Origin of the sequence: Pseudomonas thivervalensis (assembly GCF_001269655.1) — a bacterium.
Taxonomy (GTDB): domain Bacteria; phylum Pseudomonadota; class Gammaproteobacteria; order Pseudomonadales; family Pseudomonadaceae; genus Aquipseudomonas; species Aquipseudomonas thivervalensis.
The window spans coordinates 143,651-169,108 of record NZ_LHVE01000009.1 but is presented as its reverse complement, the minus strand read 5'-3'; the positions used below and the strand labels follow the sequence as shown (position 1 = coordinate 169,108).

The following is a 25,458-nucleotide window of genomic DNA, read 5'->3' as shown; positions in this document are numbered from 1 at the left end:
TGGCCTCAATGTTGGAAAGGTCGTTGCAAGCGGGCCGAGAGCCGTCCCGTCAACAGCGCCAGGATTCCCACCAGCGCCAGGTAGATCACGCAGATGGCGCTGAACATTTCGATGGCGCGAAAGTCCGTGGCAATGCGATCCACTGCGACAAACGTCAGCTCGGCCAGGCCAATGGCTTGCAAGTAGGAGGAGTTCTTGAGCAGCGAAATGGCGGTGTTCAACATCGCCGGCAGGCTGGTCCGAAACGCAATAGGCAAGGCCACCAGGCAAAAGTAATGCGCAGGCTTGAGACTCAGGGCCACGCTGGCTTCACGCATGCCCTGCTCCACGGTCGCCAACCCTCCCCGCACGTTCTCGATCTGGTAGGCGCCGGCCCAGAGCGACAGGCACAACACGCCCGACCAGAACAACGACAGGCCCATGCCGATGGCAGGCAACCCATAGAAGATGAAAAACAACTGCACCAGGATCGGCGTGTTGCGGATCAGCTCCACGTACAGCGCCACGACCTGCGCCAGCACCGGCACCTTCATCACCCGCGCCGCGCCGCCGAGGACACCGACGAGCAATGAGCAACCGATGGCGAGCACGGACACCTGCAACGTCATTTGCACACCATCGAGCAGCGCCGGCCACTGGGCCAACAGGTAGTTGAAATCGAAATCCATGGCTGACGTCCGCTCAAAGGGCTTCGGCAGGCTTGGGCTGCTCGAAGACGCTGATGTAGTAGCTCTGGATGCCCTGGGGTACGAATTGCTGGATCCAGCCACGGAACAGCTTTTCCTCGTGCATGCGTGCGACCGCCGCGCTGAGGTAGTCGCGCCAGGCCTCGTCATTCTTGCGCACACCGATGGCGGCATCGGAAATCTGGAACGGCTCGTTGAGCAGGCGCGCGTCCTTGTCGTTGTCCGCCACCACCACCAGCGTCGCCGCATCATGGGTGTAAGCATCGGCACGGCCCTGGCGGAAGGTCTGCAGCGCATCGGCCGCGCTGTTCATGCGCAAGGTCTTGACCTCCGGCATGTGGTCCTCGAACCACTTGGCTTGCACCGAGCCCTTGAGGGTGGCGAGGGTCTTGCCCTTGAGGTCGGCGATCTTCTTGATCGCACTGTCCTTCTTCACCACCACGTCGCTGGCCCCCCATCGGTACGGCGTGCTGAAGTCGATCACGCGCAGGCGTTCAGGGGTGACGCCCAAGGTCGCGATGAGGAAATCGACCTTGCGCCCAAGCAACTGCGGGACGCGGTTTTCCGCCGTGACGCAGGTGAACGACACGTTGTCCTTCGAGCCCAGGGACCACAGTGCGATCTGCCTGGCCATTTCCACCTCGACGCCAGCGAACTGGCCGCTGCTGTCCTGGAAACCGTAGGGCGGTTGATCGCAGCGCACGCCGGCACGCAGGTGGCCGGCCTCCTTGATCTCATCGGGAACCGCAGGCAATTCGCTCGCGTGGGCCTGGCCCAGACCACCCAGCGCCAGGCACGAGAACGCCAGCGCACGGCCAAGAATCTTGAATGAAAACGACATGATGCCTCCTGGTTTACATATCGGTATCGATCGCCTGGAGGCTGCTCGACACCATGAAATACAAGGGCAGAAATGAGATAAAGAGCGGCGTTTTTTTATGCTTATGACTGCCGTATGCTCGAACCGCATCGCCGTTCCCGCCTTCGCGTTCACGTCGATGGAAAGATTTATAAAGCCTGTGGCTCATGCAAACAAATGACAATTCATCAGTCATTCATACCGAATTGATATGGGGCGCCATGAACTTCAAACAAGTCGAAGCCTTTCGCGCAGTCATGTTGAGTGGCTCGATGACCGCCGCGGCCGAGTCCCTGCATACCTCTCAACCCAACATCAGTCGATTGATCGCACAACTGGAGCGCAATGCCGGCTTCAAGCTCTTCGAACGGGTTGCCGGACGCCTGCTGCCAACCGCTGAGGGGGCCGCGCTGTTCGCCGATGTCGAGCGAGCGTTCATCGGTTTGCACAGCCTTGAGAAGTCCGCCCAGAACATCCGGCGCGCCGGTACGGGGCGCTTGCGTATCGCCGCGGTCCCTTCCCTGTCGCTGACGGTATTGCCCCGCGTGATCCAGCGCTTTCGCCAGGAGAACCCGGATGTCGCGATCTCACTGCATACCAACGACTCACCGATGGTTGGCCATTGGACGGCCTCGCAGTTTTGCGACTTGGGGTTGGCGTCGTACGTCGGCGAGGACATGCCGGGGGTGACGACCCAGTTGATTTGCGACGTGCCAGGCGTCTGTATATTCCCCAAGGGCCATCGACTCAGCGCACTGGCGTGCATCGGACCGGAGGATCTCAAAGGTGAGGAGTTCATTTCGTTGTCGCAAAATGACGGCTCCCGTGCCCGGGTCGACCGGGCGTTTCCCGAAGACCGGGGCCATCGAAAACTGAGCCTGGAAACGCCTTACGCCGCCACCGCTTGCTCACTGGTGGGACTGGGCCTGGGCGTCAGCATCGTCAGCCCGATCGTGGCGCTGGAGTACCTGCACACCGGCATCGAAACCCGCCCCTTTCGCCCGCAGATACGCTTCTCGACCTACCTGCTGCTACCGGCAGACCGGCCGCAAAGCCTGCTGACGCAACGGTTCGGGCAATTGATCCATGAAATGCTCGCGGACGTCGCGAAGGACTGGCAGTGAGCAGCGAGGCGTCGCCAGGGCGACACCATCACTTTTGCTTATCCGGCATCAGCACTATCAACAGCACCTGGCAAAAAACTCATGGAGAATGCCCGCTGATCAATCAACCAGGTGAATCGACATGTCAGGCGAGAAATCGATAGCGAAGTTGCTCAGCGGAATGAGCCCCTCACTCAACGACGGCGATTACGTCTTCTGCTGCGTCACTGACCGGGACCTCGTCAAAGGCGAAGAGGTGCTTGGCAGCTTCCGCGAAAAAGAAGGCCTGACCGTGATCATCGAACGCAGCAGGGCCCAGGCCCTGGGGCTGGACTTCGACTACGTCGCCGCCTGGATCACCTTGACCGTACATTCCGCCCTGGATGCCGTGGGCTTGACCGCAGCCTTCGCAACGGCCCTGGGAAACGCGGGCATCAGTTGCAACGTCATCGCGGCTTACTACCACGACCATATCTTCGTGGGGCGGGAAGATGCGCAGCGGGCCATTGAGGTGTTGGAAGCGCTTGCCCGATCGGGAGGCAGCGACGACTGCCGGTGATCTCCAAAGACTATACCTATACCCATCCCTCAAGCCGCAACGTGGCACGCACCAGCCGCTGCTCTTCGTTTTCGATTTCCTTGAGGTTTTCGCAAATGCTCTGGATATGCACGATGGCCGCCTTGCGCGCCTGCTCCGGCAGGCGGCCGGTCACGGCGTTGTAGAGCCGGGCGTGTTGACGGTCGATCTGACGCTTCTGCGGTTCACGGTGGTAGAGGTTATTGACCGAAGCAAACACCGAGTTGAGCAGCAGGTCCGTCAGCGAACGCAAGGTTTGCACCAGCACCGGATTGTGCGAGGCCTCGCAAATCGCCAAGTGGAATGCATGGTCGAGCCGAGCGTGGGCGCTGGGCTCCAGGGAACGGTTGTGGGCATCGAGCAAGGCCTCGTAGCTGCGGGTGATGAGGACGAAATCCGCCTCGGTCCCGCGCAAGGCCGCCAGACGCGCGGACTCGCCCTCCAGCAGGCTGCGGACCTCGAATAAGTCATAGAGCGTGCGTGGCTGCGAACTGAACAGGTGCATCAGCGGCGAGGCCAAGCCGTGCCCGGACAAGTCGGCCACGAATGAGCCCTTGCCTTGCTCGGTCTTGATGATTCCGCGAGCGCGCAGCAGCTTCAGGCCCTCGCGAAGGGCGGTGCGCGAGACGCCGAGCTTTTCCGTCAACCGACGCTCCGAAGGCAACAGCTGCCCGGTCTTGAGCACGCCATCGACGATCAGGCGCTCGATGCGCTCACAGACCACATCGGCGACTTGCAGGCTACGGCTCGTTTCTGCGCTGTCCATAGAATCTCCAACTGGTATGACCAGCTTTGGAACAGGGTCTATACCCATCAAAACAGATCAATAAGTCATTGTTTTAATAACGATTTATTCGACATACAAAAATAACCTGATGAATAAACTGGTTCGACCAGCCCAACAGCCCATAGACAGTAGATCGCCCCGGGACAATGATGCAAGTCAGTCGTATCGGAACAGACCTCTAATAAAAACAACTGAGTGTCGCCCACCAACCATGAACATTCTCTACGATGAACGTGTTGACGGCGCCCTGCCTGACGTCGATAAAAACGCGCTGCTGCGAGCCCTGCAAACCCGGTTGCCTGACCTGGAAATCCTGCATCAGCGCGAAACACTCAAGCCGTACGAATGCGACGGACTCTCCGCTTACCGCACCACGCCCATGCTGGTGGTGCTGCCGCGCCACATCGACGAGGTCCGGGGCGTGCTGCGGCTCTGCCATGAGCGCAAAGTGCCTGTCGTCGCCCGTGGCGCGGGTACCGGTTTGTCCGGCGGTGCGCTGCCGTTGGAGAAAGGCGTGTTGCTGGTGATGGCGCGCTTCAACAACATCCTGCACATCGACCCCGCCGCCCGTACCGCCCGGGTTCAACCTGGCGTGCGCAACCTGGCGATTTCCCAGGCGGCTGCGCCGTTCGGCTTGTACTACGCGCCGGACCCTTCCTCCCAGATCGCCTGTTCAATCGGCGGCAATGTCGCGGAAAACGCCGGTGGCGTGCATTGCCTCAAGTATGGGCTGACCGTGCACAACCTGCTCAAGGTCGACATCCTCACCGTCGACGGCGAACACCTGACGCTGGGCTCCCAGGCCCTCGACTCGCCCGGGTTCGATCTGCTGGCCTTGTTCACCGGTTCCGAGGGCATGCTCGGGGTGATCACCGAGGTCACGGTCAAACTTCTGCCCAAACCGCAAACGGCCAAAGTGCTGCTGGCGGCCTTCGACTCCGTTGAAAAAGCGGGGCGCGCCGTGGGTGACATCATTGCCGCCGGCATCATCCCGGGCGGCCTGGAGATGATGGACAACCTGGCCATTCGCGCCGCCGAAGACTTCATCCACGCCGGCTACCCGGTGGACGCCGAAGCCATTCTGTTGTGTGAGCTCGATGGCGTGGAAGCCGACGTCCACGACGACTGTGACCGTGTGCGCCAGGTATTGAAACAGGCCGGCGCCACCGAAGTGCGCCAGGCTCGCGACGAGGCCGAGCGCGTGCGTTTCTGGGCCGGACGCAAGAATGCATTTCCTGCGGTGGGCCGCCTCTCGCCGGATTATTACTGCATGGACGGGACGATCCCGCGCCGGGAACTGCCCGGTGTCCTGCGCGCCATCGCGGCGCTATCGACCGAGTACGGCCTGAGGGTGGCGAATGTTTTCCACGCTGGCGACGGCAACATGCATCCGCTGATCCTGTTCGATGCCAATCAACCGGGTGAGCTCGATCGCGCCGAAGCCCTGGGCGGCAAGATCCTCGAACTGTGCGTGGAGGTCGGCGGCAGCATCACCGGTGAGCACGGGGTGGGCCGCGAGAAAATCAACCAGATGTGCGCGCAGTTCAACAGCGATGAGCTGACCGTGTTCCATGCCGTCAAAGCCGCGTTCGATCCGAGCGGTTTGCTCAACCCTGGCAAGAACATTCCGACACTGCATCGCTGCGCCGAGTTTGGCGCCATGCATGTTCACATGGGTCAGTTGCCCTTCCCCGACCTGGAGCGTTTCTGATGGGCAGCGGACAGGATTTCGACGACAGCGCAGCGCTGCTGGGGCAGGTCAACCAGGCGCTGGAAAACGCCACCCCGCTGCGTATCCAAGGCTCCAACAGCAAGGCATTCCTTGGCCGCAGCGTGGCGGGCGAAGTCCTCGACACCCGTTCGCACCGGGGCATCGTCAGCTACGATCCGACGGAGCTGGTGATCACCGCTCGCTGTGGTACACCATTGGCAGAGTTGTCCGAAGTGCTCGACGCGTCGCAGCAGATGCTGCCTTGCGAACCGCCCGCCTTTGGTGAAAACGCCACCGTGGGCGGCATGATTGCCTGCGGACTCTCAGGGCCACGACGCCCCTGGTCAGGCTCGGTGCGCGACTTCATCCTCGGCACGCGGGTCATTACCGGACAGGGCAAGCACCTGCGCTTCGGCGGCGAGGTCATGAAAAACGTCGCGGGCTACGATCTTTCGCGCTTGATGGCGGGCAGCTACGGCGCGCTTGGCGTGGTGACCGAGGTGTCCCTCAAGGTCCTGCCAAAACCGCGACAGACCTTGAGCATCAGCCTGGAGATGGACGCCGCCCGGGCCTTGCTGCGTCTGGCGGAATGGGGCCAGCAACCGTTGCCGATCAGCGCCGCGTGTCACGATGGCCAGCGCCTGCACTTGCGGCTCGAAGGGGGCGAAGGCTCGGTGGCGGCGGCCCATGACCGTTTGGGTGGCGAGCGGCTGGATTCAGCGTACTGGCAGGACCTCAACGAACATCGGTTGAGTTTTTTCGATGAGGACCTGCCTCTTTGGCGCCTCTCCCTGCCCCATGACACGCCTCGATTGCCCCTGCCGGGCGTTCAACTGATCGATTGGGGTGGCGCCCAGCGCTGGCTCAAATCCCACGCCGAAGCGAGCTTCATTCGCTCGGTGGTTGAAAAGGTCGGTGGCCATGCCACCTGTTACACCCCTGGCCGGACCGACAGCCCCTTCCAACCGCTGCCCGACGCCCTGATGCGCTACCACCGGGCCTTGAAGCAACAACTCGATCCACGGGGTATCTTCAACCCCGGTCGTTTGTATGCGGAGCTTTGAACCATGCAGACCACCTTGAGCGAAGACGCCCGCCAATTGCCTCGTGCTAAAGAGGCCGAAAACATTTTGCGCAGTTGCGTGCACTGCGGCTTCTGCAATGCCACCTGCCCGACCTATCAGTTGCTGGGCGATGAACTGGATGGCCCGAGGGGGCGCATCTACCTGATCAAACAGGTGCTGGAAGGCAACGAGGTTACGCAGAAAACCCAGCAACATCTGGATCGCTGCCTGTCATGCCGCAATTGCGAAACCACCTGCCCTTCCGGCGTCGACTATCACAACTTGCTGGACATCGGCCGGGCAGTGGTCGATGCGGCGGTCCCACGCCCATTCGGCCAACGTCTATTGCGTGAAGGATTGCGCGGCGTGCTGCCCAATCCCGGATTGTTCAAAGGGCTGGTGAGCAGTGGCCAGGTTTTTCGCGCATTGCTGCCAAGCACGCTGCAAGTCAAGTTGCCGCGCAACGTGCATCCAGCGAAGCCACGACCGACCACCCGCCATGACCGGCAAGTGCTCATGCTCGAAGGCTGCGTGCAGCCAAGCCTGTCGCCCAATACCAATGCGGCAGCCGCACGGGTACTGGATCGGCTGGGAATCGGCGTCACCCCAATTCGCGAGGCCGGTTGTTGCGGTGCGCTGGACTATCACCTGGACGCCCAGGCCGCCGGCCTCGATCGTGCCCGGCGCAACATCGATGCGTGGTGGCCGGCCATCGAAAGCGGTGCCGAGGCTATCGTGCAAACCGCCAGCGGCTGCGGTGCCTTCATCAAGGATTACGGCCACCTGCTCAGCACCGATCCGGTGTATGCCGACAAGGCAAAAAGGGTCAGTGCCCTGACCAAGGATTTGGTCGAGGTACTGCGCGACGAGCCATTGGATAAGCTCAGCGTACACAGCGACCAGCGCCTGGCGTTTCACTGCCCCTGCACGTTGCAGCACGCACAAAAACTCGGGGGGGCGGTTGAAGCGATCCTGGAAAAGCTCGGATTCGACCTGACGCCCGTGCCCGACAGCCACCTGTGCTGCGGCTCGGCAGGCACTTATTCGCTGACCCAACCCGAACTGGCTCGGCAGTTGCGCGACAACAAGCTCAATGCCTTGGAAAGCGGACGCCCCGACGTCATCGTCACCGCCAATATCGGCTGCCAGTCCCACCTCAATAGTGCTGGCCGAACCCCTGCCAGGCATTGGATCGAACTGGTCGAAGCCGCGTTGTCTTGACCGAGAAAATCGGAGGGGATTCAAATCGCCTTGGCATGCCTGGGTAATGCCGTGGAAATCAGCGCGGCCAGCAATACGAACGCGCTCGAGATCCACAAGCACACCTCCAGACCGTACAACTGATAAACCCAGCCGGAGAGCACGGTGCCGATCAGTCGTCCCATGGCGTTGGACATGTAGTAGAAACCCACGTCCAGCGATACGCCGTCTTCCTTGGCATAGGACACGATCAGGTAGCTGTGCAGGGACGAATTCACCGCAAACAGCGCGCCAAAGACCATGAGGCCGCCGAGCAGTATCGTCTGTGGTGACCACCCGATGTTCAGGCCAAGCGCAATCAAGGCTGGCAGGCCCGCCAGGGCAAGGGCCCACATAGAGGCGGCACGACCGTCCGGCACATGCCCGCCTTTCTTGCCGGTGATGTCAGGCGCGAAGGACTGCACGATGCCGTAGCCCATCACCCAGGCCGCCAGGAAGCCGCCAACCTTCCAGAAATCCCAGCCGAACACGCTGCTCAGGTACACCGGCAAGGCCACCACGAACCAGACATCGCGGGCGCCGAACAGGAACATCCGCGCTGCCGAAAGGAGGTTGATTGCCCGGCTTTTGGACAAGATGTCACGAAACTTGGGCTTGGCTTTGGCCTTGCCCAGATCCTTCTTCAACAACATCACGCTGCTGACCCAGATCAGCGCCAGGACAGCCGCCATGGCCAGCAACGCACCTTTGAAGCCGATCAAGGCCAGCAAGGCTCCGCCAAGAAAGAAGCCGACGCCCTTGAGTGCGTTCTTCGAGCCGGTGAGGATCGCCACCCATTTGTAGAGCTTGCCCTGCTGCCCATCCGGAACCAGAAGCTTGATGGCGCTTTTGGCACTCATCTTGTTCAGATCCTTGGCAATCCCAGACAGCGCCTGGGCCCCCATCACCCAAGGGATGGTCAACCAGACCAGCGGAACCGTCAGCATCAACAGCGCCGCGACCTGAAGGCCCAGCCCGATGTTCATGGTCCGGTTCAGCCCCAGCCGGGCACCGAGGTAACCACCCACCAGGTTGGTGATCACGCCGAAGATTTCGTAGAACAGAAACAACGCGGCGATGTGCAGTGGGCTGTAGCCCAGCGCGTGGAAGTGCAGCACAACCAACATTCGCAGGGCGCCGTCAGTGAGGGTGAAGGCCCAGTAGTTGCCCGTCACGAGCAGGTACTGCCGCACGTCTGGCGCCAGGGCTGACAAGGCTTTCATGACCGCCCTCCTCAACTGGCCAGACCGACCAGCCTGGCCAGCTCGACGGTGCGGTTGGCATAACCCCATTCATTGTCGTACCAGGCATAGAGTTTGACCTGGGTGCCATTGATGACCAGGGTCGACAATGCATCGATGATCGATGAGCGCGGATCGGTGCGGTAGTCGATTGACACCAAAGGACGCTCCTCAAAACCGAGGATATCTTTCAATTCGTTCTCGGAAGCGTCCTTGAGGAACTGATTCACTTCTTCGACAGTGGTGGCCCGCTCGACTTCAAAGACGCAGTCCGTCAGCGAAGCATTAGCCAGCGGCACGCGCACGGCGTGACCATTCAGGCGTCCGCGCAGCTCTGGGAAGATTTCGGCGATGGCGGTGGCCGAGCCCGTGCTGGTCGGAATCAGGCTCATGCCCGAAGCCCGTGCACGACGCAGATCCTTGTGCGGCTGGTCGAGGATGCTCTGGGTGTTGGTCAAGTCATGGATGGTGGTGATCGAGCCATGACGAATGCCCAGCTTTTCGTGGATGACTTTCACGACAGGGGCCAAACAGTTGGTGGTGCACGAAGCCGCGGTGACGATGCGGTGCTGCGCAGGATCGAACAGGTGCTGGTTGACGCCCATGACGACGTTCAACGCACCGTTCTCCTTCACCGGCGCGCAGACCACCACCCGCTTGACGCCCTGATCCAGGTAGGCCTGCAACACGGCCACGGTTTTCATCTTGCCGCTGGCCTCGATCACCAGGTCGCAGCCCGACCAATCGGTGTCGGCAATCGGTTTATTGGCCGTTACCTTGATCCGCTTATTGTCGATAACGACGCTGTCGCCTTCGGCGCTGGCTTCATTGTTCCAACGGCCATGCACCGAGTCGAAGTTGATCAGGTGCGCATGCGTCGCCGCGTCGCCCGCTGGATCATTGATCTGCACGAATTCGAACTCTGGCCAGCTCCAGGCTGCTCGCAATGCGAGGCGACCGATCCGACCAAAACCATTGATGCCCACTTTGATAGTCATGTTGTTGTGCTCTTTCTGTTGCCGGTGAGGGTTCGACTGGCTGTCGAACTGGCCGGTGTATTCGATAGGGGCTCATATGGAGCGCTGATTGACACGCTTCATGAGCGCTTGCGCCGATTCCTTACGCTCGGAATAACGATCCACCAGATAGTCCTGACGGTCGCGAAGCAACAGCGTGAATTTCACCAACTCTTCCATCACATCCACGACACGGTCGTAGAACGCAGAAGGTTTCATTCGGCCCTGATCGTCGAATTCCATATAGGCCTTCGGCACGGAGGATTGGTTAGGGATAGTGAACATGCGCATCCAACGCCCCAGCACTCGCAGCTGATTGACCACGTTGAACGACTGCGAACCGCCGCACACCTGCATCACCGCAAGGGTCTTGCCCTGGGTCGGTCGCACCGCGCCCATGGCCAGCGGCACCCAATCGATCTGCGCCTTGAACACTGCGCTGATGTTTCCGTGACGCTCTGGAGAGCACCAAACCTGCCCCTCGGACCACAGCATCAGCTCGCGCAGTTCCTTCACGCGTGGATGGTCGTCGGGGGCATCATCTGGCAGCGGTAAACCAGACGGATTGAAAACCCGCGTCTCGGCGCCGAAGTATTCCAGCAGTCGAGCGGCCTCCTCCACCAGCAGACGACTGAAGGAGCGCTCACGCGTGGACCCGTATAGCAGCAAGATGCGCGGCTTATGGGTGGAGGTCCTTTCAATACCGAGCTTGTCTGCCGAAGGCAGATCGACCAGTTCAGTGTTGAGTTGGGGGATGTGGTCATCGTACATAGTCATTGTCCTGCGCAACGGCGCTCTTGGAGTCATCGAACCAGCGGCGTTTCAACCAAAGAGCCACACCAACCAGGGAAATCAGTACCGGCACCTCAACCAGCGGTCCAATCACCGTGGCAAAAGCGACCGGGGAAGCCAGGCCGAAAGTAGCAATAGCCACGGCGATCGCCAGTTCGAAATTATTGCTTGCGGCTGTGAAAGCCAACGCGGTGGTGCGTGGGTAATCAGCTTCGAGCAATTTGCCCATCCAGAAGCTGATGAAAAACATCACGACGAAGTAGATCGTCAGTGGGATTGCGATGCGCAACACATCCAGCGGCAACTGCAACACCACGTCGCCCTTGAGGCTGAACATGGCCACGATGGTCAACAGCAGCGCCACCAGCGTCAGCGGGCTGACTTTGGGAATGAAGCGCTCCTGAAACCAGGCTTCGCCTTTGCGAGCGATGAGGATCTTGCGGGTCAGGAATCCTGCCAGGAATGGCACACCCAGGTAGATCAGCACCGACTCGGCAATGCTGACAAAGCTGGTTTCAATCACGCTGCCTTCCAACCCGAACAGCGGCGGTAGCAGCCCCAGGAAGACCCAGGCATACACGCTGAAAAACAGGATCTGGAAGATGCTGTTGAACGCCACGAGTCCGGCGACGTACTGATTGTTGCCACCCGCGATCTGGTTCCAGACCAAGACCATCGCGATGCAACGAGCCAAACCGATGAGGATCAGACCGGTCATGTATTCCGGCTGGTCCCGCAAGAAGATGATCGCCAATGCAAACATCAACACCGGGCCGATGATCCAGTTCTGCACCAAAGACAGAACGAGGATGCGCTTGTCTTTGAAGACCTCCGGCAGTTCCTCATAACGAACCTTGGCCAGAGGTGGATACATCATCACGATCAAGCCGATAGCGATCGGGATATTGGTAGTCCCCACAACAAGACTGTTGAGCCACTGCGGCCAGCCTTCGAACAGACTTCCCAGACCGATGCCCAGGGCCATGGCGAGAAAAATCCACAGCGTCAGGTAACGATCAAGAAATGCAAGGCGGCCCTTACTCATGGTCATTGCTCCTGTGGTTACAGTGCGCCAATGAGAGCCAGCTCTGCCTTGAGCTGCTCGGCACTCAGCTGAGAAAGCGGTAAAGCCAGAAACGCCTGGATACGGGTTCCGATCTGCTCCAAGGTGGCTTCAAACGCCGCCTCGATCTCTTCTTGAGTTCCGTGGTATTCCGAAGGATCTGCCAACCCCCAATGAGCCTTGGTGGCCGGTCCGAAAAACACAGGACATGCCTCCCCGGCAGCCTTGTCGCACACCGTGATGACGAAATCAGGCGCCAAGCTCATATGGGCATCACTGGACTTGCTGAACAGCCCTAGCGTCGAGATACCGGCCCGTTCCAACATTTTCAGACTCAGCGGATGCACTTCTCCTTTAGGTTGACTGCCGGCGCTGTAGGCGTTCATACCGTCAGGTGCCAAGTGATTGAAAACCGCTTCACAAAGGATGCTGCGGCAGCTGTTGGCAGTGCAGAGAAAGAGGATTTTCATCGGGCAGTCTCGTAGTCGAGGGCGGATTCAAGCGACTGTGTTTTTACAGCACACGGCTGCACGTTCAGGACGGTCACCCATTTCATCAAGGCGTTTGGCATCAGGGCTTAACCAATGCTTGTTGCTTTCGAACGTCGTCGTCAGCACTTGATGAACCCAATCGGGGAGATTCGGGTGCAGACGGTAATAAACCCATTGGCCCTGCCGACGATCCGAAAGCAGACCGCACGTGCGCAACTGCGCCAGGTGCCTGGAGATTTTGGGCTGGCTCTCGTTCAACGCGCAGGTCAGTTCGCAAACACAAAGCTCCCCTTCCCGAGTGATGAGCAACATGGTGCGGATACGGGTTTCATCAGCCAGGCATTTGAAAACAGTGGTGGGTGTCAGATGGTCAGCCATATCGATTCTCAGCGTTTGGTCTTCACCAGGACGAACATCTTGATGTGCTCATGAGGCTCACATACGATTTTTCGAATATATGGATTTCCGTATTAAAGGTAAAGCAATCACCCACAAATAAATCCTCAAAAAGATCGGACTCCAACGCTCTCCTCAGTAAACCCCCTGCCTTAAGGCCTTCGCCAGGGAGATCACGTTCATACCCCCTCGGATATTTGTGGCTTCATATATATGGCTTTTGTAATAAATTCGTCACTTCTGAATGAAGCGCATCAAGCTGGGGATGATGTGAGCAACATCTGGCCCGACGCCTCTAAGGGTGGCCGAAGCAAAGTTGCGCTGCTTCGGTAATCCCACGAAGTACAAACCCGGCAAGTGCTCCGCTTCCCCGTTGCGCTGGGTCAGACTTTCGTCGTCCGCCCTATGCAGACCTGCCAGACAACCCAGGTTCGGCCGAAACCCGGTCGCGAAAACCAGACTGTCCGCCTCAGCACGCTCTCCATCAGCCCAGGTCACGCCCGTCGACGTTACGTGTGTGAACATCGGCTTACGCTCAAAAAGACCGTGCTTTATGGCGCTACGATAGGTGCCGTCATCCAACACAGGGGTGCCTTGGTCATTGAGCCAACGAGTATTTTCCACCCCTGTCCACTTGAGCCAAGCATGGAAATCCACACCAAGGATCTTCTGCGGAAAAAACCGAACCGATTCCCTTGTCACCAATACGACGCGACTGACTTGAGCCAGCTCATGAGCAATTTGTACGGCTGAGTTGGCCGCCCCGATGACCACGACGCGTTGATCCCTGAAGCCCTGCAAAACGGAGCCAGACTCTTCATGTGCTGGAGAATGGCCGCAACGGATCTCGTAGAGCCTGATCAAGGCTAAGCAGTACGAACGCTGCCAATGCCCCCTTACATGCGACCGATTAATCGGACTTGAGCCGGTAATGCCCGGCCATGAAATCGACAAATGCCCTGACCTTGGCGGGCAGGTTCCGGGCGTGGGGGTATAGCGCGTAGTAATGACGGGCGCCGAGCGTGTATCCCGGCAGTATCCGTACTAAGCGTCCAGCCAGCAGGTCGTCCTGCACGGTGGCTTGGGTAAACGCAGCAATGCCACCGCCCGCCAGGGCACAGGCATGTAATGCGGTAATGGTATCGGTGTGGAAGGTGCTGGCGGCGGTCACGACAACCGACTCGTTCTGATCATCCGTGAGCGACCACTGCGTAGCCGAGGCAAATGTCAGTAGCCGATGCTCGCTGAGTTCGGCGACGCTACGCGGCAGGCCATGCCTGAAGACGTAGGCCGACGACGCGACCATGACCAAAGGTGAAACCGTGAGCAACCGAGCGACCAGGCTACTGTCGGCCAGCGGACCGCAGATGCGGACGGCCACATCGAAACCGTCGGCCACCAGATCGACGAACGAATCCGAACAGGACAGATCGACCTGGATATTCGGATAACGCTGCTGGAACGCTGGCAACCAATGGGCCAACTCCAGAGTGCCGATCGCCAGGGGGACACTGATGCGCAATAGTCCGGAAGGTCGTTCCTGCTCCAGTGTGACGGCCTGCGCCGCGGCATCGACGCGATCCAGAATGTCCACGCAGGCCGCATAGTAACGTTCGCCCGCGGCGCTGAGGCTCATGCGCCGGGTATTACGATTGATCAGACGCACGCCGAGCGTGGACTCCAAGTGTTGCAAGTGTCGCGACACCGAGGAGTGAGTTGTGTCCAGCCGCTGCGCAGCGGCTGAAAAACCCTGGGCTTCGACAATGCAACGAAATACACGCATGGCGAACATCTGATTCATAAGGTCTTAGCGCACCGGCAATTTGAGGATTTGGGCAGTGGTCAGCACGTCACCGAAGGTGTCCTCGACTTCGGCCAGTGCAGCCTTGTGCAAGCTATCCTTGTCGATCTTGTCACCGTTGGCCCGGGTAATGTCACGGGTGGCCGATGCATCGGAGGCGACGATGACGTTGTAGCCAAGGGGGGCTGCGTCACGGGCGGCACCGGCGACACAAGCGTGGGTCATGAGGCCGGAAATGATCAGGTTCTCGATGCCTGCGCTCTTCAGGCGTTTATCCAGATCGGTACTGGCGAAGACACTCACGCTGGTTTTCTGCACGACCGAGTCCTGGGCCCGTGGCACCATGTCGGGGTGGAATTTCACGGTTTCACCCTCGATGGCGAACACGGCGGAACCTGCCGGTGCGATGTGCTGGACGTGGTAGACCGGCATTCTGTGGCTGTCGGCGAACTTGATCAGTTCACGCGTATTGGCCAGGGCCTTGGCGCCGTCCGGGATCGGCATCCGACCCGTGAAGTATTCATTCTGGAAGTCGATCACCAACAGTGCCGATTTTCCGGCAGGCAATTCGCTAATAGGCTTGGCGCCCGACATCGCACGGATGGTCGGATGGTCTTCAGCCAAGACACCGGCACTGGCGATAATGCCGGAAAATGCACAAGCGGCAAAAAAACGACGGGTAAAACGTTGCATGGGTATTTCCTTCTTCGATTGAATGAACAAAGGAATAATAGGAAGTTACCCCATGCTCGAACACATCGCCTGCCGAACAGAACATGTGCCATTTCAGCACAAATGTCACCATTAGATTTCCATCCATCGGCAGTGCGGCTCAAGCCGGGTTGGAAACCGCCAGCTTGAGCCCAAACGCGACAAAAACACCGCCCGTGAGCCGATCAAGGGCCTTCAGGGCCGCCGGGCGTTTCAGGAAATTGCTCAGTGGCACCGTCGCCGCCACCAGAATGCCGAACCAGGCCAACGTCAACAGCACATGGAGCGCAGCAAGGAAGAAGGAGTAGCTGGCCACACTCGCGCCACTCGGGACAAACTGAGGCAAGAACGTGATGTAGAAGACACCAATCTTGGGATTGAGCAGGTTCGTCAATAAACCGCGGACAAAGGCGTCACGCGCAGACGCAGCCACGCGCTCGCTCCCCTGCCCTTGCAGCGTTGTCCTGGGTCGCAGCAGCAGTTTAACGCCCAACCAGACAAGATAAGCTGCGCCGACGATTTTCAGCGCAAGGTAAGCCCACTCCGAAGCTTGCAACAGGGCGCCGAGCCCCAGTGACACCGCGGCTCCCCACACCAGGCAGCCGAGCACGATACCGAGGGAAGCCATCGCCGCCGAACGTCGACCGCCAGTTGCGGTAGCGCGAAGCACCATGGCGGTGTCCACGCCGGGGGTCACCGTGAGCACTGACGCAGCGGCGATGAAGGCAAGCAGCAGGGATAAGTCGCTCATTTGGATGTCCATGGCAGTCGGCAGCCCGTAAGGCTACCCACTCTAATCAGCCACTTGAAGTCTGGTCAAACGCTCTGTGCAGGCCGTCGACCGAGGCCATGTCCGCCAAGAACATCTCGACAGCTCGTCGTTTTGGAACGCCCCAGCGTCGACGGATCGTACAGGGCTATTCTTGCGTTCAATTGCCTGCGAGATTTTTCCGAGCCCACTGTTCGGCGGTGGTGACTTGAATCGATTGCTGCTCGTTGAAAGTGGCCGCTTTAGGCCACGCCACGCCTCTGCCTTGTGCAAACACAGCGCGGTACTTCTTGATGTGATGCGTGGGGTCTTTCTCCAATTCCTGGAGCAGGTACGGAACCGTCCACACGTTACGTTTGAATGGACGGTCCAGCACATGTTCGAGGATGCTCGCAACCTGCCCATACGTCACCGTGTCGCCAGAAAGGTAGACGATCTGATTGCGCAGGCGAGGCTCGAAGAAAACGATTTCCGCTGTCAGGGTTCCGATGTCGTCGGGCGTCGTGAGGGTCACGCTGTTTTCAAGACTGCCCAAGGCGTTCACTGTGTCGTTTTCGAAATCAACCACCTCAAATACCGGCTCGAAAAGGAAACTGGTGAACATGCCCGTCGAGACGATGACCCATTCAGTTTTGTCTTGGGCGCGAAGCAGCTCGCGCACATCAAGCTGAGCATCGAACAGATCCTGAGGACTGCCCCGACCAATCACCTCGAAATCAACGCCAAACTGCCAGGGGAAGTAGCGCTTCACGCCGGACTTGAGCGCGGCTGTCGCCAACTTCATCGGTGTCTCTCGACCCGCGACCATGCCCGCGCAGCCTATGACGGTATCGAATCGTGCGAAGACTTCAGCGAGCTGGTCGATGGAATCATTCACCAGGTCTGCGGCGACCATTTGGATGCCGAGGGTCCGAAGCCCATCGATTTCTACCTTTTTCTCAGGCACCTGAGTGTTGATCGTCGAATCCCTGAGCAGGACGCTGATTGTGGAGCCGGGTGCGCGCTTTGCCACTCGCGCAAGGTTGCGCAAGACCGGCAGGCCAAGTTCACCGGCGCCTAGGACAAGAATCGATTGAGGGGAAAACTGGGTCACTTCGGTCATGATGTCTCCTGAGACCTGCTGCCTGTAAGATGAGCAAATGCTTGCACGATCCAGCAGCGCTTGTAAGAAGGCACACGTGTGATACCAGGTAAAGAAATGACCGATCAGGAAGCTCTCAGCCAGGCAGAAGTTATCTGCCAAACGCTCAGAGAAGATGACGATGGCGTCCGCCGGGAAGTCCTCGCTCACGCAGGCAGCCGCTGGGCATTGGGCATTCTGCATGCCTTGGGTGTGTACGGTAAGTTGCGCCATGCCGAGATAAAAAGGCAGATGAAAGGCGTGACTCAGCGAATGTTGACCAAGACGCTACGTACCCTGGAGCGTGATGGGTTACTGATTCGGCGGGAGTTTGGTGAAATTCCACCCCGCGTCGAATACGAGCTGACGCCGCTGGGCATGGGGCTGTTGGTCCGTATGTCGCCTATTTGGACGTGGGTCGTCGAAAACGTCGACGACTTCCGCAAGGCGCGTCGCACGTTCGACAGTCAAGAAGGTAAAAAACCTTCATGGCAAATCCCCACGTCGATAGATCCAGGAACGCCTGAGTAATCGTTCGCGTTACAAGAACGTCTCAAGGCTTATCAGGCCAAACGCCCATCACACCGCCGCAGCCGCCACCAACCTGGAGCGCCAGGCAAAAGCCAACACCATCAGCAGCCCCAGGCCCGCCATTACCGCTCCAGCCAGGGAAATCGCCGGATAACCCAACCCCGCGTTGATCACCGCACCGCCCAGCGCCGCGCCAATTGCGTTGCCGAAGTTGAAGGCGCCGATATTGACTGCCGAGGCCAGGTTAGGCGCGTCCTTGGCGGCTTCCATCACGCGCATTTGCAATGGCGGCACCAGGGCAAAACTGGCGATACCCCAGATCAAGATGGCAACCGCAGCTGGCAGCGGCCAACGCATCAGTACAGTGAAGGCCAGCAAGACGAGGATCAGCACGCTCAGCGAAACGATCAGGGTGCGGTCTATCGAGCGATCCGCGGCCTTGCCGCCCCACATGTTGCCCAACGTCAGCCCCACACCGAACAGCACCAGCATGGCCGTGATGAAGGTGGTCGAGGCATGAGTCTCGCTGCTCAGGATCGGGGCGATGTAAGTGAAGACGGTGAACATCGCACCTGAGCCGACGACGGTCAGGGCCAACGCCCCCAACACCGGACCACGCCCCAGTACCCGGATTTCGGCCAGCACACCGATGCTTTGCGGCGCCGGCACATTGGGCAGGGCGAACCACAACGCGGCCATGGCCACTACGCCCAGGCCGGTAATCCCCCAGAATGCCGTGCGCCAGCCGAACAGTTCGCCAAACCAGGCGGCCAGCGGCACACCGCCGATGGTCGCCAGGGTCAGGCCCATGAACATGGCCGCGACCGCCCCGGCACGCTTGTCCGGGGCGACCACGCTGGCGGCGACGATGGAACCAACGCCAAAGAAGGCACCGTGGTTCAGTGAGGTCACCACCCTGGCAACCATCAGGCTGTAGTAATCGGTAGCCAAGGCTGACATCAGGTTACCCAGGGTGAAAATCGCCATGAGCCCGATCAGCAGATAGCGCCGAGGAATCCTGCCGGTGGTCAGGGTCATCAGCGGCGCGCCGAGCAGTACACCAAGGGCGTAGGCACTGACCAACAGGCCAGCGGCGGGAATGGAAACGCCAAGATCCGCAGCGATGCCTGGCAACATGCCCATGGGGGCAAACTCGGTTACGCCGATGCCAAAGGCACCCATGGCGAGTGCAACAAGTGGTGGATTGATACGCATTGGAAGGCTCCTCATCTATGCCGCAGATGCTACGATCCAGCCTTTCCTGGCGGTAGATAGCATTTCTGGCAATCACCTTTGCGTAAGGAGCACAAATGGACTTCAACGGCAGATCAGGTGAAATGGCGATGTTCGTTACGGTGGCGCAGGAGGGCAGCTTGTCGGCCGCCGCGCGTGCACTGGGGCTGACCCCCTCGGCGGTCAGTCGGGTCATCGCGCGAACCGAACAACGCCTGGGCACCCGCCTGCTGTTGCGCACCACGCGAGCGATCACCTTCACCGCCGAGGGCGAGGCTTACCTGCGCGGCGCCCGGCGTATCCTGGCTGACATGGCCGAGGTCGAAGAAACCGTCGCCGACCAGGGCGTGCCCAAGGGCCGTTTGCGGGTCAGCGCCGCCCTTGGTCATGGGCGGCAGACCATCGTTCCCTTGGTGGCAGCCTTCAGCGCCCGTTACCCGAATATCGTCGTCGACCTCACCCTTGGCGATGAAGTGGTCGACATTCTCGGCGGCCAGGCCGACGTGGCGGTACGCTTTGGCCATTTGCCCGACAGCCCGCTGACCGCGCGCAAGATCGGCGACACCGGTCAGGTGGTCGTGGCTTCGCCCGAGTATCTAGAACGCCATGGCACCCCCCAGGAGCCGGAAGACCTGCTCCGGCACAATTGCCTGCGCTTCAACTTCCGGCGTGCCGAACCCAACTGGCCGTTCACCCGCGACGGCAAAGCGTTTTCCCTGAAGGTCAGCGGCAACATCGAATGCAGCAGTGGCGAGGCACTGGCACAACTCGCACGGGTAGGTGCTGGCATCGCGCGTATCGGCGATTTCACCGTGAGCGAGGACCTGCAGCGCGGCGACCTGATACCGCTGCTGGAAGAATGGAACCCCGGAGACCGGGAGCCGATCCATGCGGTGTTCGTCGGTGGCTCGGCGATGCCGGCGCGGGTACGCGTGTTCGTGGACTTTCTGCTGGAGCATCATCGGATGTGAACAGCCGCCCTCCTAGAACAGGTGCGAAACATCCTCCCCCGCTTCAAGCCCACGGTAATAATCAATCTTGACTTGCAATGCAGCCACGGCGTTTTGCATGGCAACCACTTCGGCTTGTACCTCCTGTAAATGGCTCTCCAGCATCTGGCGGCGTTGGGCAACGGTGGAATCCCCGGCGCTGCGCAGCTTGGCGAACATCTGCATTTTGCCGATGGTCATGTGAGTGGTGCGTAGACGCAGCAGAAAATCAAGCCACGCCATATCAGTCGGTGCATAAAGGCGTTGCCCGCCGGCCGCTCGGGCGACCGGTGCCAACAGACCGATGCGTTCGTAATAGCGCAGGGTATACGCCGTGAGGCCGGTACGCTTGGCGACCTGATTAATCGTCTGGTAGGCGTTCATAAGCACTGTCCTTGGCCATCGGTGTTGGTCATGCAGGGGGCCCGCTCACTGGGGACGCGCGGCGATCTTGATGCCTCGTTTGGCGAACACTTCCCGCGCTGCGCTAATGCCATTCAACGCGCTTGGAAAGCCAGCATACACCGCCATCTGGATGATGATTTCAACGATTTCCTCAGGTTTACAACCGACATTCAAGGCTCCCTCTATGTGCACCTTGAGTTGAGGTTGCGCGTTCCCCAACGCGGTGAGGGCCGAGATGGTTGCCAGCTCGCGTGTGCAAAGCGCGACGCCAGACCTGGAAAACACATCACCGTAGGCGAAATCGACTATCCACTCACCCAGCTCGGGCGAAATGTCGCTAAGCGAGTTCACCACGGTGTTGCCGGTGGCTCCGGTGATTTTTTCCAGGGTCTCCGTGCCCTTTGCTCGTCGACTATCCGGCTCAGTTGCCGGCGCTACAGTTACGCACGCTGAAAGCACGAGCCCGGTTGCAACGCTAAGTTTCTTAAATGTCATGGCCTATCTCCTTGTTTAAGCCGCACAACGGAACTGGCCGTTTTGGCGGTGCAACAAGAAGGCTATTGGTTAGAGCGCGCTCTAAGTCAAGCGCCTGGTGCTAGGGGACTGTTGTTAAAAAAACGCGGCGGCAGTCCAGCTGCTAAGCTCAGTTTTGCTCCAGACCATCCCACAATAATCTCTAAACGAAGGTAAGGCAGCATGACCACGGCTCAGCCCCCGGCAACGTCAAAGTCCGCGAAATGGCGCTTCAAGCTAGGCATCGCCATCCTTTGTCTGATGCTCTCGCTGTGGTTGTTGGTGCCGCTGGCAGCGGCTGCGGATGTCCCCCGCTCCACCATCGCGGCGATCACCGGCGCACTGTTCATCATCAACAAGGTGCTATTGCTGCTGGTCATCGCGGTGATGGGCAAGGCAGGTTTCCAGGAGCTCAAGCAACATGTGTTCGGCTACGTGTCGGGCCTCGTGCCCAGCGCCGAGCTGGAGGTCAGCGTTACCCGCCACCGTATTGGTTTGGTGATGTTCTGCTTGCCCTTGGTGTGCTCCTTTCTCGAACCCTATGTCGACGCTTTCGCACCCGGCCTGCGCCCCAATAGCTGGGCATTGCAACTGCTTGGCGATGCACTGTTGGTGAGTAGCTTCTTCGTCCTGGGTGGCAATTTCTGGGAGAAATTGCGCGCGCTGTTTATCCGCACCGCACGGGTCACTAGCGCTGACCCGGTCTGAGTCAACGCCCGGATCGCCTCCCCCCGGCGCGCTGTCAGCTGTTCTTGAAATGCCATGACTTGCAGGTGCCGTTATGCCCGGAACACAGAATCCGCCCGTTTCCTTCGAGCCTGAACGTCAGACGGAACCGCCGCCTGAAAAACCTGCGCCAGCCAATCCTCTGCGACGCATTGCGCTAGGCGTTGTGATATTGATCGCCGTGCTGTTCACCCTCTCCATTTTCATGGAGCGACGCACGCCCTCGACGTCACAAGCCGTGGTGCAAGCTTATGTGGTCGAAATGGCTGCCGAGGTGGGGGGCCGTGTGACAGAAATCGCGGTGCTCGACAATGCCCGGGTGAAGGCCGGCCAGGTGCTGTTTCGTATCGACCCGCAACCCTACAAGCTTGTCGTCAACGAGGCTGAAGCGCGACTGGAGGAAACCGGCCAAACCTTGGGTGCCAGTACTGCCTCGGTGGATGCCGCCCAGGCACAGCTGGTGTCGGCGCGGGCGCAGCGCGACAACATACGCGAGCAAGCCCGGCGGGTGAATCAATTGGTCGAGCGCGGTGTGTTCGCCCCCGCCCGCCAGGATGAATCCAAAGCCTCGCTGAGCTCCGCCGAAGCGGCCGTGAGCAAAGCCCAAGCCGACCTGGAACGGGCGCGCCAGCAACTGGGGCCCAAAGGCAACGACAACCCGCAATTCAAGCAAGCCCTGGCCGCGCTGGAAAAAGCCCGGCTCGATCTGGTGCGTACCGAAGTCATTGCACCCGCCGATGGCGTGATCACCAACCTCCAGCTCGCCATTGGCCAAGTCATCAGCGCTGGCCAACCGGCACTGACCTTCATCGACAGGGGCACGGTATGGGTGTCTGCGGCCTTCAAGGAAAACAGCCTGGAGCATGTGCAGGCTGACGACCCGGCGGAACTGGTGTTCGATGTATTGCCGGGCCGGGTATTCAAGGGCCATGTTGAAAGCGTTGGCTGGGGTGTCGCACAACAAGATAGCAGCAACGCCGCACTGCCCTCCGTGCGCAACCAGAGTGGTTGGGTGCGCGACCCGCAACGCTTTCCCGTACGCCTGATCGTGGAGGAACCGCACCCGATCGGCCCACGTTACGGCTCGCAGGTAACCGTGGTGATCTATACCGATGACAACCCCATGACGAACGCGCTGGGGGCATTGATGACACGCCTGGGCGCCTGGCTGAACTATGTCAATTGATGGGTCAATCGATGGGCAAGCGGCGCTGGAACTGCTGCGGATCAAACGCCAGGGATTGCGCGTCGCCCTGGCCGCGACCGTAGGCTTGTGCACGGGTCTGGTCCTGGGTGACATCCTGCCCTTTCTCGCGCCCTTGTTTGCCATCCAGTTCCTCTTGGCCAGCCGCCGCGCGCCCGCATTATCCCAGGGATTGATCACGTTGCTGGTGAGTCTGCTGACCGGCGCGCTCTTGGTGGTGATGACCGGCATGTTCGGTGAGCGCCCGTGGGTGCTCCTGCCGTCGCTGTGGCTGTTTTATTTTGCCTGCTTTACCGCCCAAGGCCGACAACTGGGCGGCGCGGGACCGGCGCTGATGCTGGTGATTGCCATTGTGGTGCCGATGCTCGATACCGTGCAGCGCGATCTGGGCGAGTCCATCGTGCTCGTTCTGGTCAAGGCGGTCAGCCTGGGTTTGCTACTGACCTGGGGCGCCCATGCGCTGCTGCCCGACCCTGCGGGTGAACAGGCCGACCCGCAACGCGCTCAGCCGCGCGAGCTGACGCTGGTGATTCGCCAGGCCATGGCCAGCGCGGCGATTTTGCTGGCCATGATTGCGCTGTGCCTGAGCGATCCACGATTGGCCACAGCGATGGTGGTGCCCATCACGGTGGCCTCGTTGCTCAGCCAGTTCTCTCTGGACATGAGCAGCCGCAGCGCCTTCGGGCTGGTGATGGTCAATCTGCTGGGTGGGGTCGTGGCTTCCTTGGCCTTTACGCTGTTCGAACTGCGGCCGACCTTGTGGCTGGTGGCGCTGATCCTGCTGCTGGTCAGCCTGCTGTTTGCCGGCAAAGCCACCATGGGTAACACCGCTGGCAAGGTATTCGGCGGAGGGCTCATGACGTTCCTCATCTTGTTCGGGCTCGGTGTATCACCGTTGCCGACAGAAACGCCCCAGCTGTTTTCCACCCGTATCGCCTACGTGCTGTTTGCGGTTGTCTATGCCATTGGCCTGGCCGCGCTGCTGTGGCCCAGCGCGCGCGTGCAGCAGCCCATCGCAGCCACCAGGTCCGGCGGGTAAAACCTTCACTCATGGGTCGCGGACATATCGTCGACCGGCTGGATGTGCCGGTTCGGTGTGCTTCGCTGGCTCAGCGAAGCATCAAGAGGAATATCGAGGGTAAAGGTTGCGCCCTGTCCGGCCCCGTCGCTGTGCACGGTCAAGCTGCCACCCATTTCCTGCGCGGCCAGCGCGCAACTGTGCAGGCCGAAACCGTGACCGTCTTTGCGAGTCGTGAAGCCATGGGAAAAAATACGCGCCAGATGCTCAGGCGCAATCCCATTGCCGTTATCGGCCACCGTGATACGCAGTACGGCCCCGTCAGCGAGGGACGCGCTGAACGTGACGCAGGGGCTGCGATCGATCGCGCCGCCCAACGCCTGCTTGGCATTGTTGATCAGGTTCACCAAAATCAGCAGCACCCGGTGCCGATCCAGCGGCAGCAGGGGCAAGTCGGCAATGTCCTTGACCACCGTCACCTCCTGGCGCGCCAGTAATCCCGCACTCATGCGCAAGGCATCGTCGATCAGCTCTGGGACCGGCACTGTCTCGACAATACTGATGGCAACGGCATAGGACTGCTGGGCCGCGACAATGGTTTTGATGTGGTCAATGCCCTTGGTGAGTTGCCCGAGCTCCTCGATGATGCCCTCTTGCTCTTCCGCCACCACCTTCGCCAGCTTGAGCAGGTAATCGGGCAGCATTTTTCCCTTGTGGTCCTTGGTGAGAAAATCGCTCAGGTCATGGACGTGTTCGCTCATCAAATGAGCCACCTTGCCCAGCCCCTGGGCTTTGGAGGAGCGCATCTGACTGCTGACCAGTTCTGCCGATACGTTCACACTGTTGAGGACGTTGCCGACGTTGTGCAACACAGTCGTGGCGATTTCGGCCATGCCCGCCTGACGGGATTTTGCGTGCAGTTCGGTTTGCACCTGGCTCATGCGTAGCGCCGCGCGTACACGAGCCTTGAGCTCCAGCGCCGAGAAGGGTTTGGCGATGTAGTCATCGGCGCCACTTTCCAGCCCGGAGACACAGGCCTCGCTACCGCCGCGGGCGGTCACCAGAATCACAGGTAAATGGGCAAAACCGGCGCTGGCCTTGATTCTGGCTGTCAGACCGAAGCCGTCGAGCTCCGGCATCATCACATCCGAAACCACGACATCGATGGGGCTACGCTGCAGAAGCGCCCAGGCCTGCTCTCCATCCGTTGCGGTGGCGACAATGTAGTCGTCGTGCAACAGCTCGCTGAGATAGCTGAGCATTTCCGGGCTGTCGTCGACCACCAGCACTTTGGATCGCAAGGCGTACTGTGGGTGCTGCTCGTCGTCTGTGCCTGGCGTCGAAGCCCGGTCGTTGCGACGGCCCTGGCGGCCGTCGTCGAAACGCAGGTGGCGCTGCTCTATTGTGCGGGTT

At 60.0% G+C, this 25,458-nt stretch carries 27 protein-coding genes and 2 pseudogenes; 10 read left to right on the top strand and 19 right to left on the bottom strand.

What is annotated here, in order from left to right; genetic code table 11:
* Positions 1–5: 5 nt before the first annotated feature.
* The gene (locus AD659_RS13140) at positions 6–668 is read right to left on the bottom strand and encodes an amino acid ABC transporter permease (protein ID WP_053121835.1); all 663 of its coding nucleotides are present in this window, start codon (positions 666–668) and stop codon (positions 6–8) included.
* 13 nt (positions 669–681) lie between these two features.
* Positions 682–1,527 (bottom strand): transporter substrate-binding domain-containing protein, encoded by an 846-nt coding sequence (locus AD659_RS13135; protein WP_053121832.1) that lies wholly within the window; start codon positions 1,525–1,527, stop codon positions 682–684.
* A 239-nt stretch (positions 1,528–1,766) separates the two neighbouring features.
* On the opposite strand from AD659_RS13135, the gene AD659_RS13130 reads away from it, so the two are divergent.
* Both AD659_RS13130 and AD659_RS13125 read left to right on the top strand, forming a co-directional pair.
* The gene (locus tag AD659_RS13130) at positions 1,767–2,669 is read left to right on the top strand and encodes a LysR substrate-binding domain-containing protein (protein ID WP_053121831.1); all 903 of its coding nucleotides are present in this window, start codon (positions 1,767–1,769) and stop codon (positions 2,667–2,669) included.
* Positions 2,670–2,790: 121 nt separating this feature from the next.
* Positions 2,791–3,207 carry an ACT domain-containing protein gene (locus AD659_RS13125; RefSeq protein ID WP_053121829.1) on the top strand — a complete coding sequence of 139 codons (417 nt, stop codon included), beginning with the start codon at positions 2,791–2,793 and terminating at the stop codon, positions 3,205–3,207.
* Positions 3,208–3,223: 16 nt separating this feature from the next.
* On the opposite strand, the gene glcC is transcribed toward AD659_RS13125, so the two are convergent.
* The gene (glcC, locus tag AD659_RS13120; RefSeq protein WP_053121827.1) at positions 3,224–3,991 is read right to left on the bottom strand and encodes a transcriptional regulator GlcC; all 768 of its coding nucleotides are present in this window, start codon (positions 3,989–3,991) and stop codon (positions 3,224–3,226) included.
* A gap of 232 nt (positions 3,992–4,223) precedes the next feature.
* Here glcC and glcD point away from each other — a divergent pair, with 232 nt between their 5' ends.
* From glcD to glcF, 3 genes are read left to right on the top strand one after another with little or no spacing between them, the layout of a single operon-like run.
* Entirely contained in the window at positions 4,224–5,723 is a 1,500-nt protein-coding gene (gene glcD / locus AD659_RS13115; protein ID WP_053121825.1) for a glycolate oxidase subunit GlcD, read from the top strand.
* Positions 5,723–6,787, top strand: a complete 1,065-nt coding sequence (gene glcE / locus AD659_RS13110) for a glycolate oxidase subunit GlcE (protein ID WP_053121823.1) — start codon at positions 5,723–5,725, stop codon at positions 6,785–6,787. Before glcD ends, glcE begins: the two co-directional genes overlap by 1 nt.
* A gap of 3 nt (positions 6,788–6,790) precedes the next feature.
* The gene (glcF, locus tag AD659_RS13105; RefSeq protein WP_053121821.1) at positions 6,791–8,008 is read left to right on the top strand and encodes a glycolate oxidase subunit GlcF; all 1,218 of its coding nucleotides are present in this window, start codon (positions 6,791–6,793) and stop codon (positions 8,006–8,008) included.
* Between the two features lie 20 nt (positions 8,009–8,028).
* Here glcF and arsJ read toward each other — a convergent pair whose 3' ends face one another.
* The 11 genes from arsJ to AD659_RS13050 all read right to left on the bottom strand — a co-directional run bounded on the left by arsJ (position 8,029) and on the right by AD659_RS13050 (position 17,408).
* The gene (arsJ, locus tag AD659_RS13100) at positions 8,029–9,249 is read right to left on the bottom strand and encodes an organoarsenical effux MFS transporter ArsJ (protein WP_053121819.1); all 1,221 of its coding nucleotides are present in this window, start codon (positions 9,247–9,249) and stop codon (positions 8,029–8,031) included.
* 11 nt (positions 9,250–9,260) lie between these two features.
* Positions 9,261–10,265 (bottom strand): ArsJ-associated glyceraldehyde-3-phosphate dehydrogenase, encoded by a 1,005-nt coding sequence (locus AD659_RS13095; protein WP_053121817.1) that lies wholly within the window; start codon positions 10,263–10,265, stop codon positions 9,261–9,263.
* Between the two features lie 72 nt (positions 10,266–10,337).
* Positions 10,338–11,054, bottom strand: a complete 717-nt coding sequence (gene arsH / locus AD659_RS13090; protein WP_053121815.1) for an arsenical resistance protein ArsH — start codon at positions 11,052–11,054, stop codon at positions 10,338–10,340.
* A complete protein-coding gene (gene arsB, locus AD659_RS13085) occupies positions 11,044–12,120 on the bottom strand; it encodes an ACR3 family arsenite efflux transporter (RefSeq protein ID WP_053121813.1) in 1,077 nt (358 codons plus the stop codon). Before arsB ends, arsH begins: the two co-directional genes overlap by 11 nt.
* 17 nt (positions 12,121–12,137) lie before the next feature.
* Entirely contained in the window at positions 12,138–12,608 is a 471-nt protein-coding gene (locus AD659_RS13080) for an arsenate reductase ArsC (RefSeq protein ID WP_053121811.1), read from the bottom strand.
* A gap of 27 nt (positions 12,609–12,635) precedes the next feature.
* The gene (locus AD659_RS29255) at positions 12,636–13,007 is read right to left on the bottom strand and encodes a metalloregulator ArsR/SmtB family transcription factor (protein ID WP_082341912.1); all 372 of its coding nucleotides are present in this window, start codon (positions 13,005–13,007) and stop codon (positions 12,636–12,638) included.
* A 252-nt stretch (positions 13,008–13,259) separates the two neighbouring features.
* Complete coding sequence (locus AD659_RS13070) at positions 13,260–13,889, bottom strand: NAD(P)-binding domain-containing protein (protein ID WP_331716625.1); 630 nt, start codon at positions 13,887–13,889, stop codon at positions 13,260–13,262.
* Between the two features lie 46 nt (positions 13,890–13,935).
* On the bottom strand, positions 13,936–14,826 hold the full coding sequence (locus AD659_RS13065) for a LysR family transcriptional regulator (protein ID WP_053121807.1): 891 nt from the start codon (positions 14,824–14,826) through the stop codon (positions 13,936–13,938).
* Positions 14,827–14,832: 6 nt separating this feature from the next.
* Positions 14,833–15,519, bottom strand: a complete 687-nt coding sequence (locus AD659_RS13060) for a cysteine hydrolase family protein (protein ID WP_053121805.1) — start codon at positions 15,517–15,519, stop codon at positions 14,833–14,835.
* Between the two features lie 139 nt (positions 15,520–15,658).
* The gene (locus AD659_RS13055; RefSeq protein ID WP_053121803.1) at positions 15,659–16,288 is read right to left on the bottom strand and encodes a LysE family translocator; all 630 of its coding nucleotides are present in this window, start codon (positions 16,286–16,288) and stop codon (positions 15,659–15,661) included.
* A 178-nt stretch (positions 16,289–16,466) separates the two neighbouring features.
* Positions 16,467–17,408: an aromatic alcohol reductase gene (locus AD659_RS13050; protein ID WP_053121801.1), complete on the bottom strand. Its 942-nt coding sequence runs from the start codon at positions 17,406–17,408 to the stop codon at positions 16,467–16,469.
* Between the two features lie 96 nt (positions 17,409–17,504).
* On the opposite strand from AD659_RS13050, the gene AD659_RS13045 reads away from it, so the two are divergent.
* On the top strand, positions 17,505–17,957 hold the full coding sequence (locus AD659_RS13045; protein ID WP_053121799.1) for a winged helix-turn-helix transcriptional regulator: 453 nt from the start codon (positions 17,505–17,507) through the stop codon (positions 17,955–17,957).
* Between the two features lie 48 nt (positions 17,958–18,005).
* Here AD659_RS13045 and AD659_RS13040 read toward each other — a convergent pair whose 3' ends face one another.
* Positions 18,006–19,172 carry an MFS transporter gene (locus AD659_RS13040; protein ID WP_053121797.1) on the bottom strand — a complete coding sequence of 389 codons (1,167 nt, stop codon included), beginning with the start codon at positions 19,170–19,172 and terminating at the stop codon, positions 18,006–18,008.
* A gap of 95 nt (positions 19,173–19,267) precedes the next feature.
* Here AD659_RS13040 and AD659_RS13035 point away from each other — a divergent pair, with 95 nt between their 5' ends.
* Positions 19,268–20,161 (top strand): LysR family transcriptional regulator, encoded by an 894-nt coding sequence (locus AD659_RS13035; RefSeq protein WP_053121795.1) that lies wholly within the window; start codon positions 19,268–19,270, stop codon positions 20,159–20,161.
* A gap of 12 nt (positions 20,162–20,173) precedes the next feature.
* Here AD659_RS13035 and AD659_RS13030 read toward each other — a convergent pair whose 3' ends face one another.
* Positions 20,174–20,563: a MerR family transcriptional regulator gene (locus tag AD659_RS13030; protein ID WP_053121793.1), complete on the bottom strand. Its 390-nt coding sequence runs from the start codon at positions 20,561–20,563 to the stop codon at positions 20,174–20,176.
* Between the two features lie 45 nt (positions 20,564–20,608).
* A complete protein-coding gene (locus AD659_RS13025) occupies positions 20,609–21,079 on the bottom strand; it encodes a carboxymuconolactone decarboxylase family protein (RefSeq protein WP_082341911.1) in 471 nt (156 codons plus the stop codon).
* Between the two features lie 201 nt (positions 21,080–21,280).
* On the opposite strand from AD659_RS13025, the gene AD659_RS13020 reads away from it, so the two are divergent.
* From AD659_RS13020 to AD659_RS13010, 3 genes are all read left to right on the top strand, one after another.
* Positions 21,281–21,805, top strand: a complete 525-nt coding sequence (locus AD659_RS13020) for a transporter suffix domain-containing protein (RefSeq protein WP_053121791.1) — start codon at positions 21,281–21,283, stop codon at positions 21,803–21,805.
* Between the two features lie 73 nt (positions 21,806–21,878).
* Positions 21,879–23,009: an HlyD family secretion protein gene (locus tag AD659_RS13015; RefSeq protein ID WP_082341909.1), complete on the top strand. Its 1,131-nt coding sequence runs from the start codon at positions 21,879–21,881 to the stop codon at positions 23,007–23,009.
* Positions 22,999–24,066, top strand: a complete 1,068-nt coding sequence (locus tag AD659_RS13010; protein ID WP_053121789.1) for a DUF2955 domain-containing protein — start codon at positions 22,999–23,001, stop codon at positions 24,064–24,066. Before AD659_RS13015 ends, AD659_RS13010 begins: the two co-directional genes overlap by 11 nt.
* A 5-nt stretch (positions 24,067–24,071) precedes the next feature.
* On the opposite strand, the pseudogene AD659_RS30495 reads toward AD659_RS13010, so the two are convergent.
* Positions 24,072–24,467, bottom strand: a pseudogene (locus tag AD659_RS30495) (ATP-binding protein); the annotation flags it as partial.
* Between the two features lie 519 nt (positions 24,468–24,986).
* Positions 24,987–25,322 (bottom strand): annotated as a pseudogene (locus tag AD659_RS30490) (response regulator transcription factor); the annotation flags it as partial.
* Between the last annotated feature and the right edge of the window lie 136 nt (positions 25,323–25,458).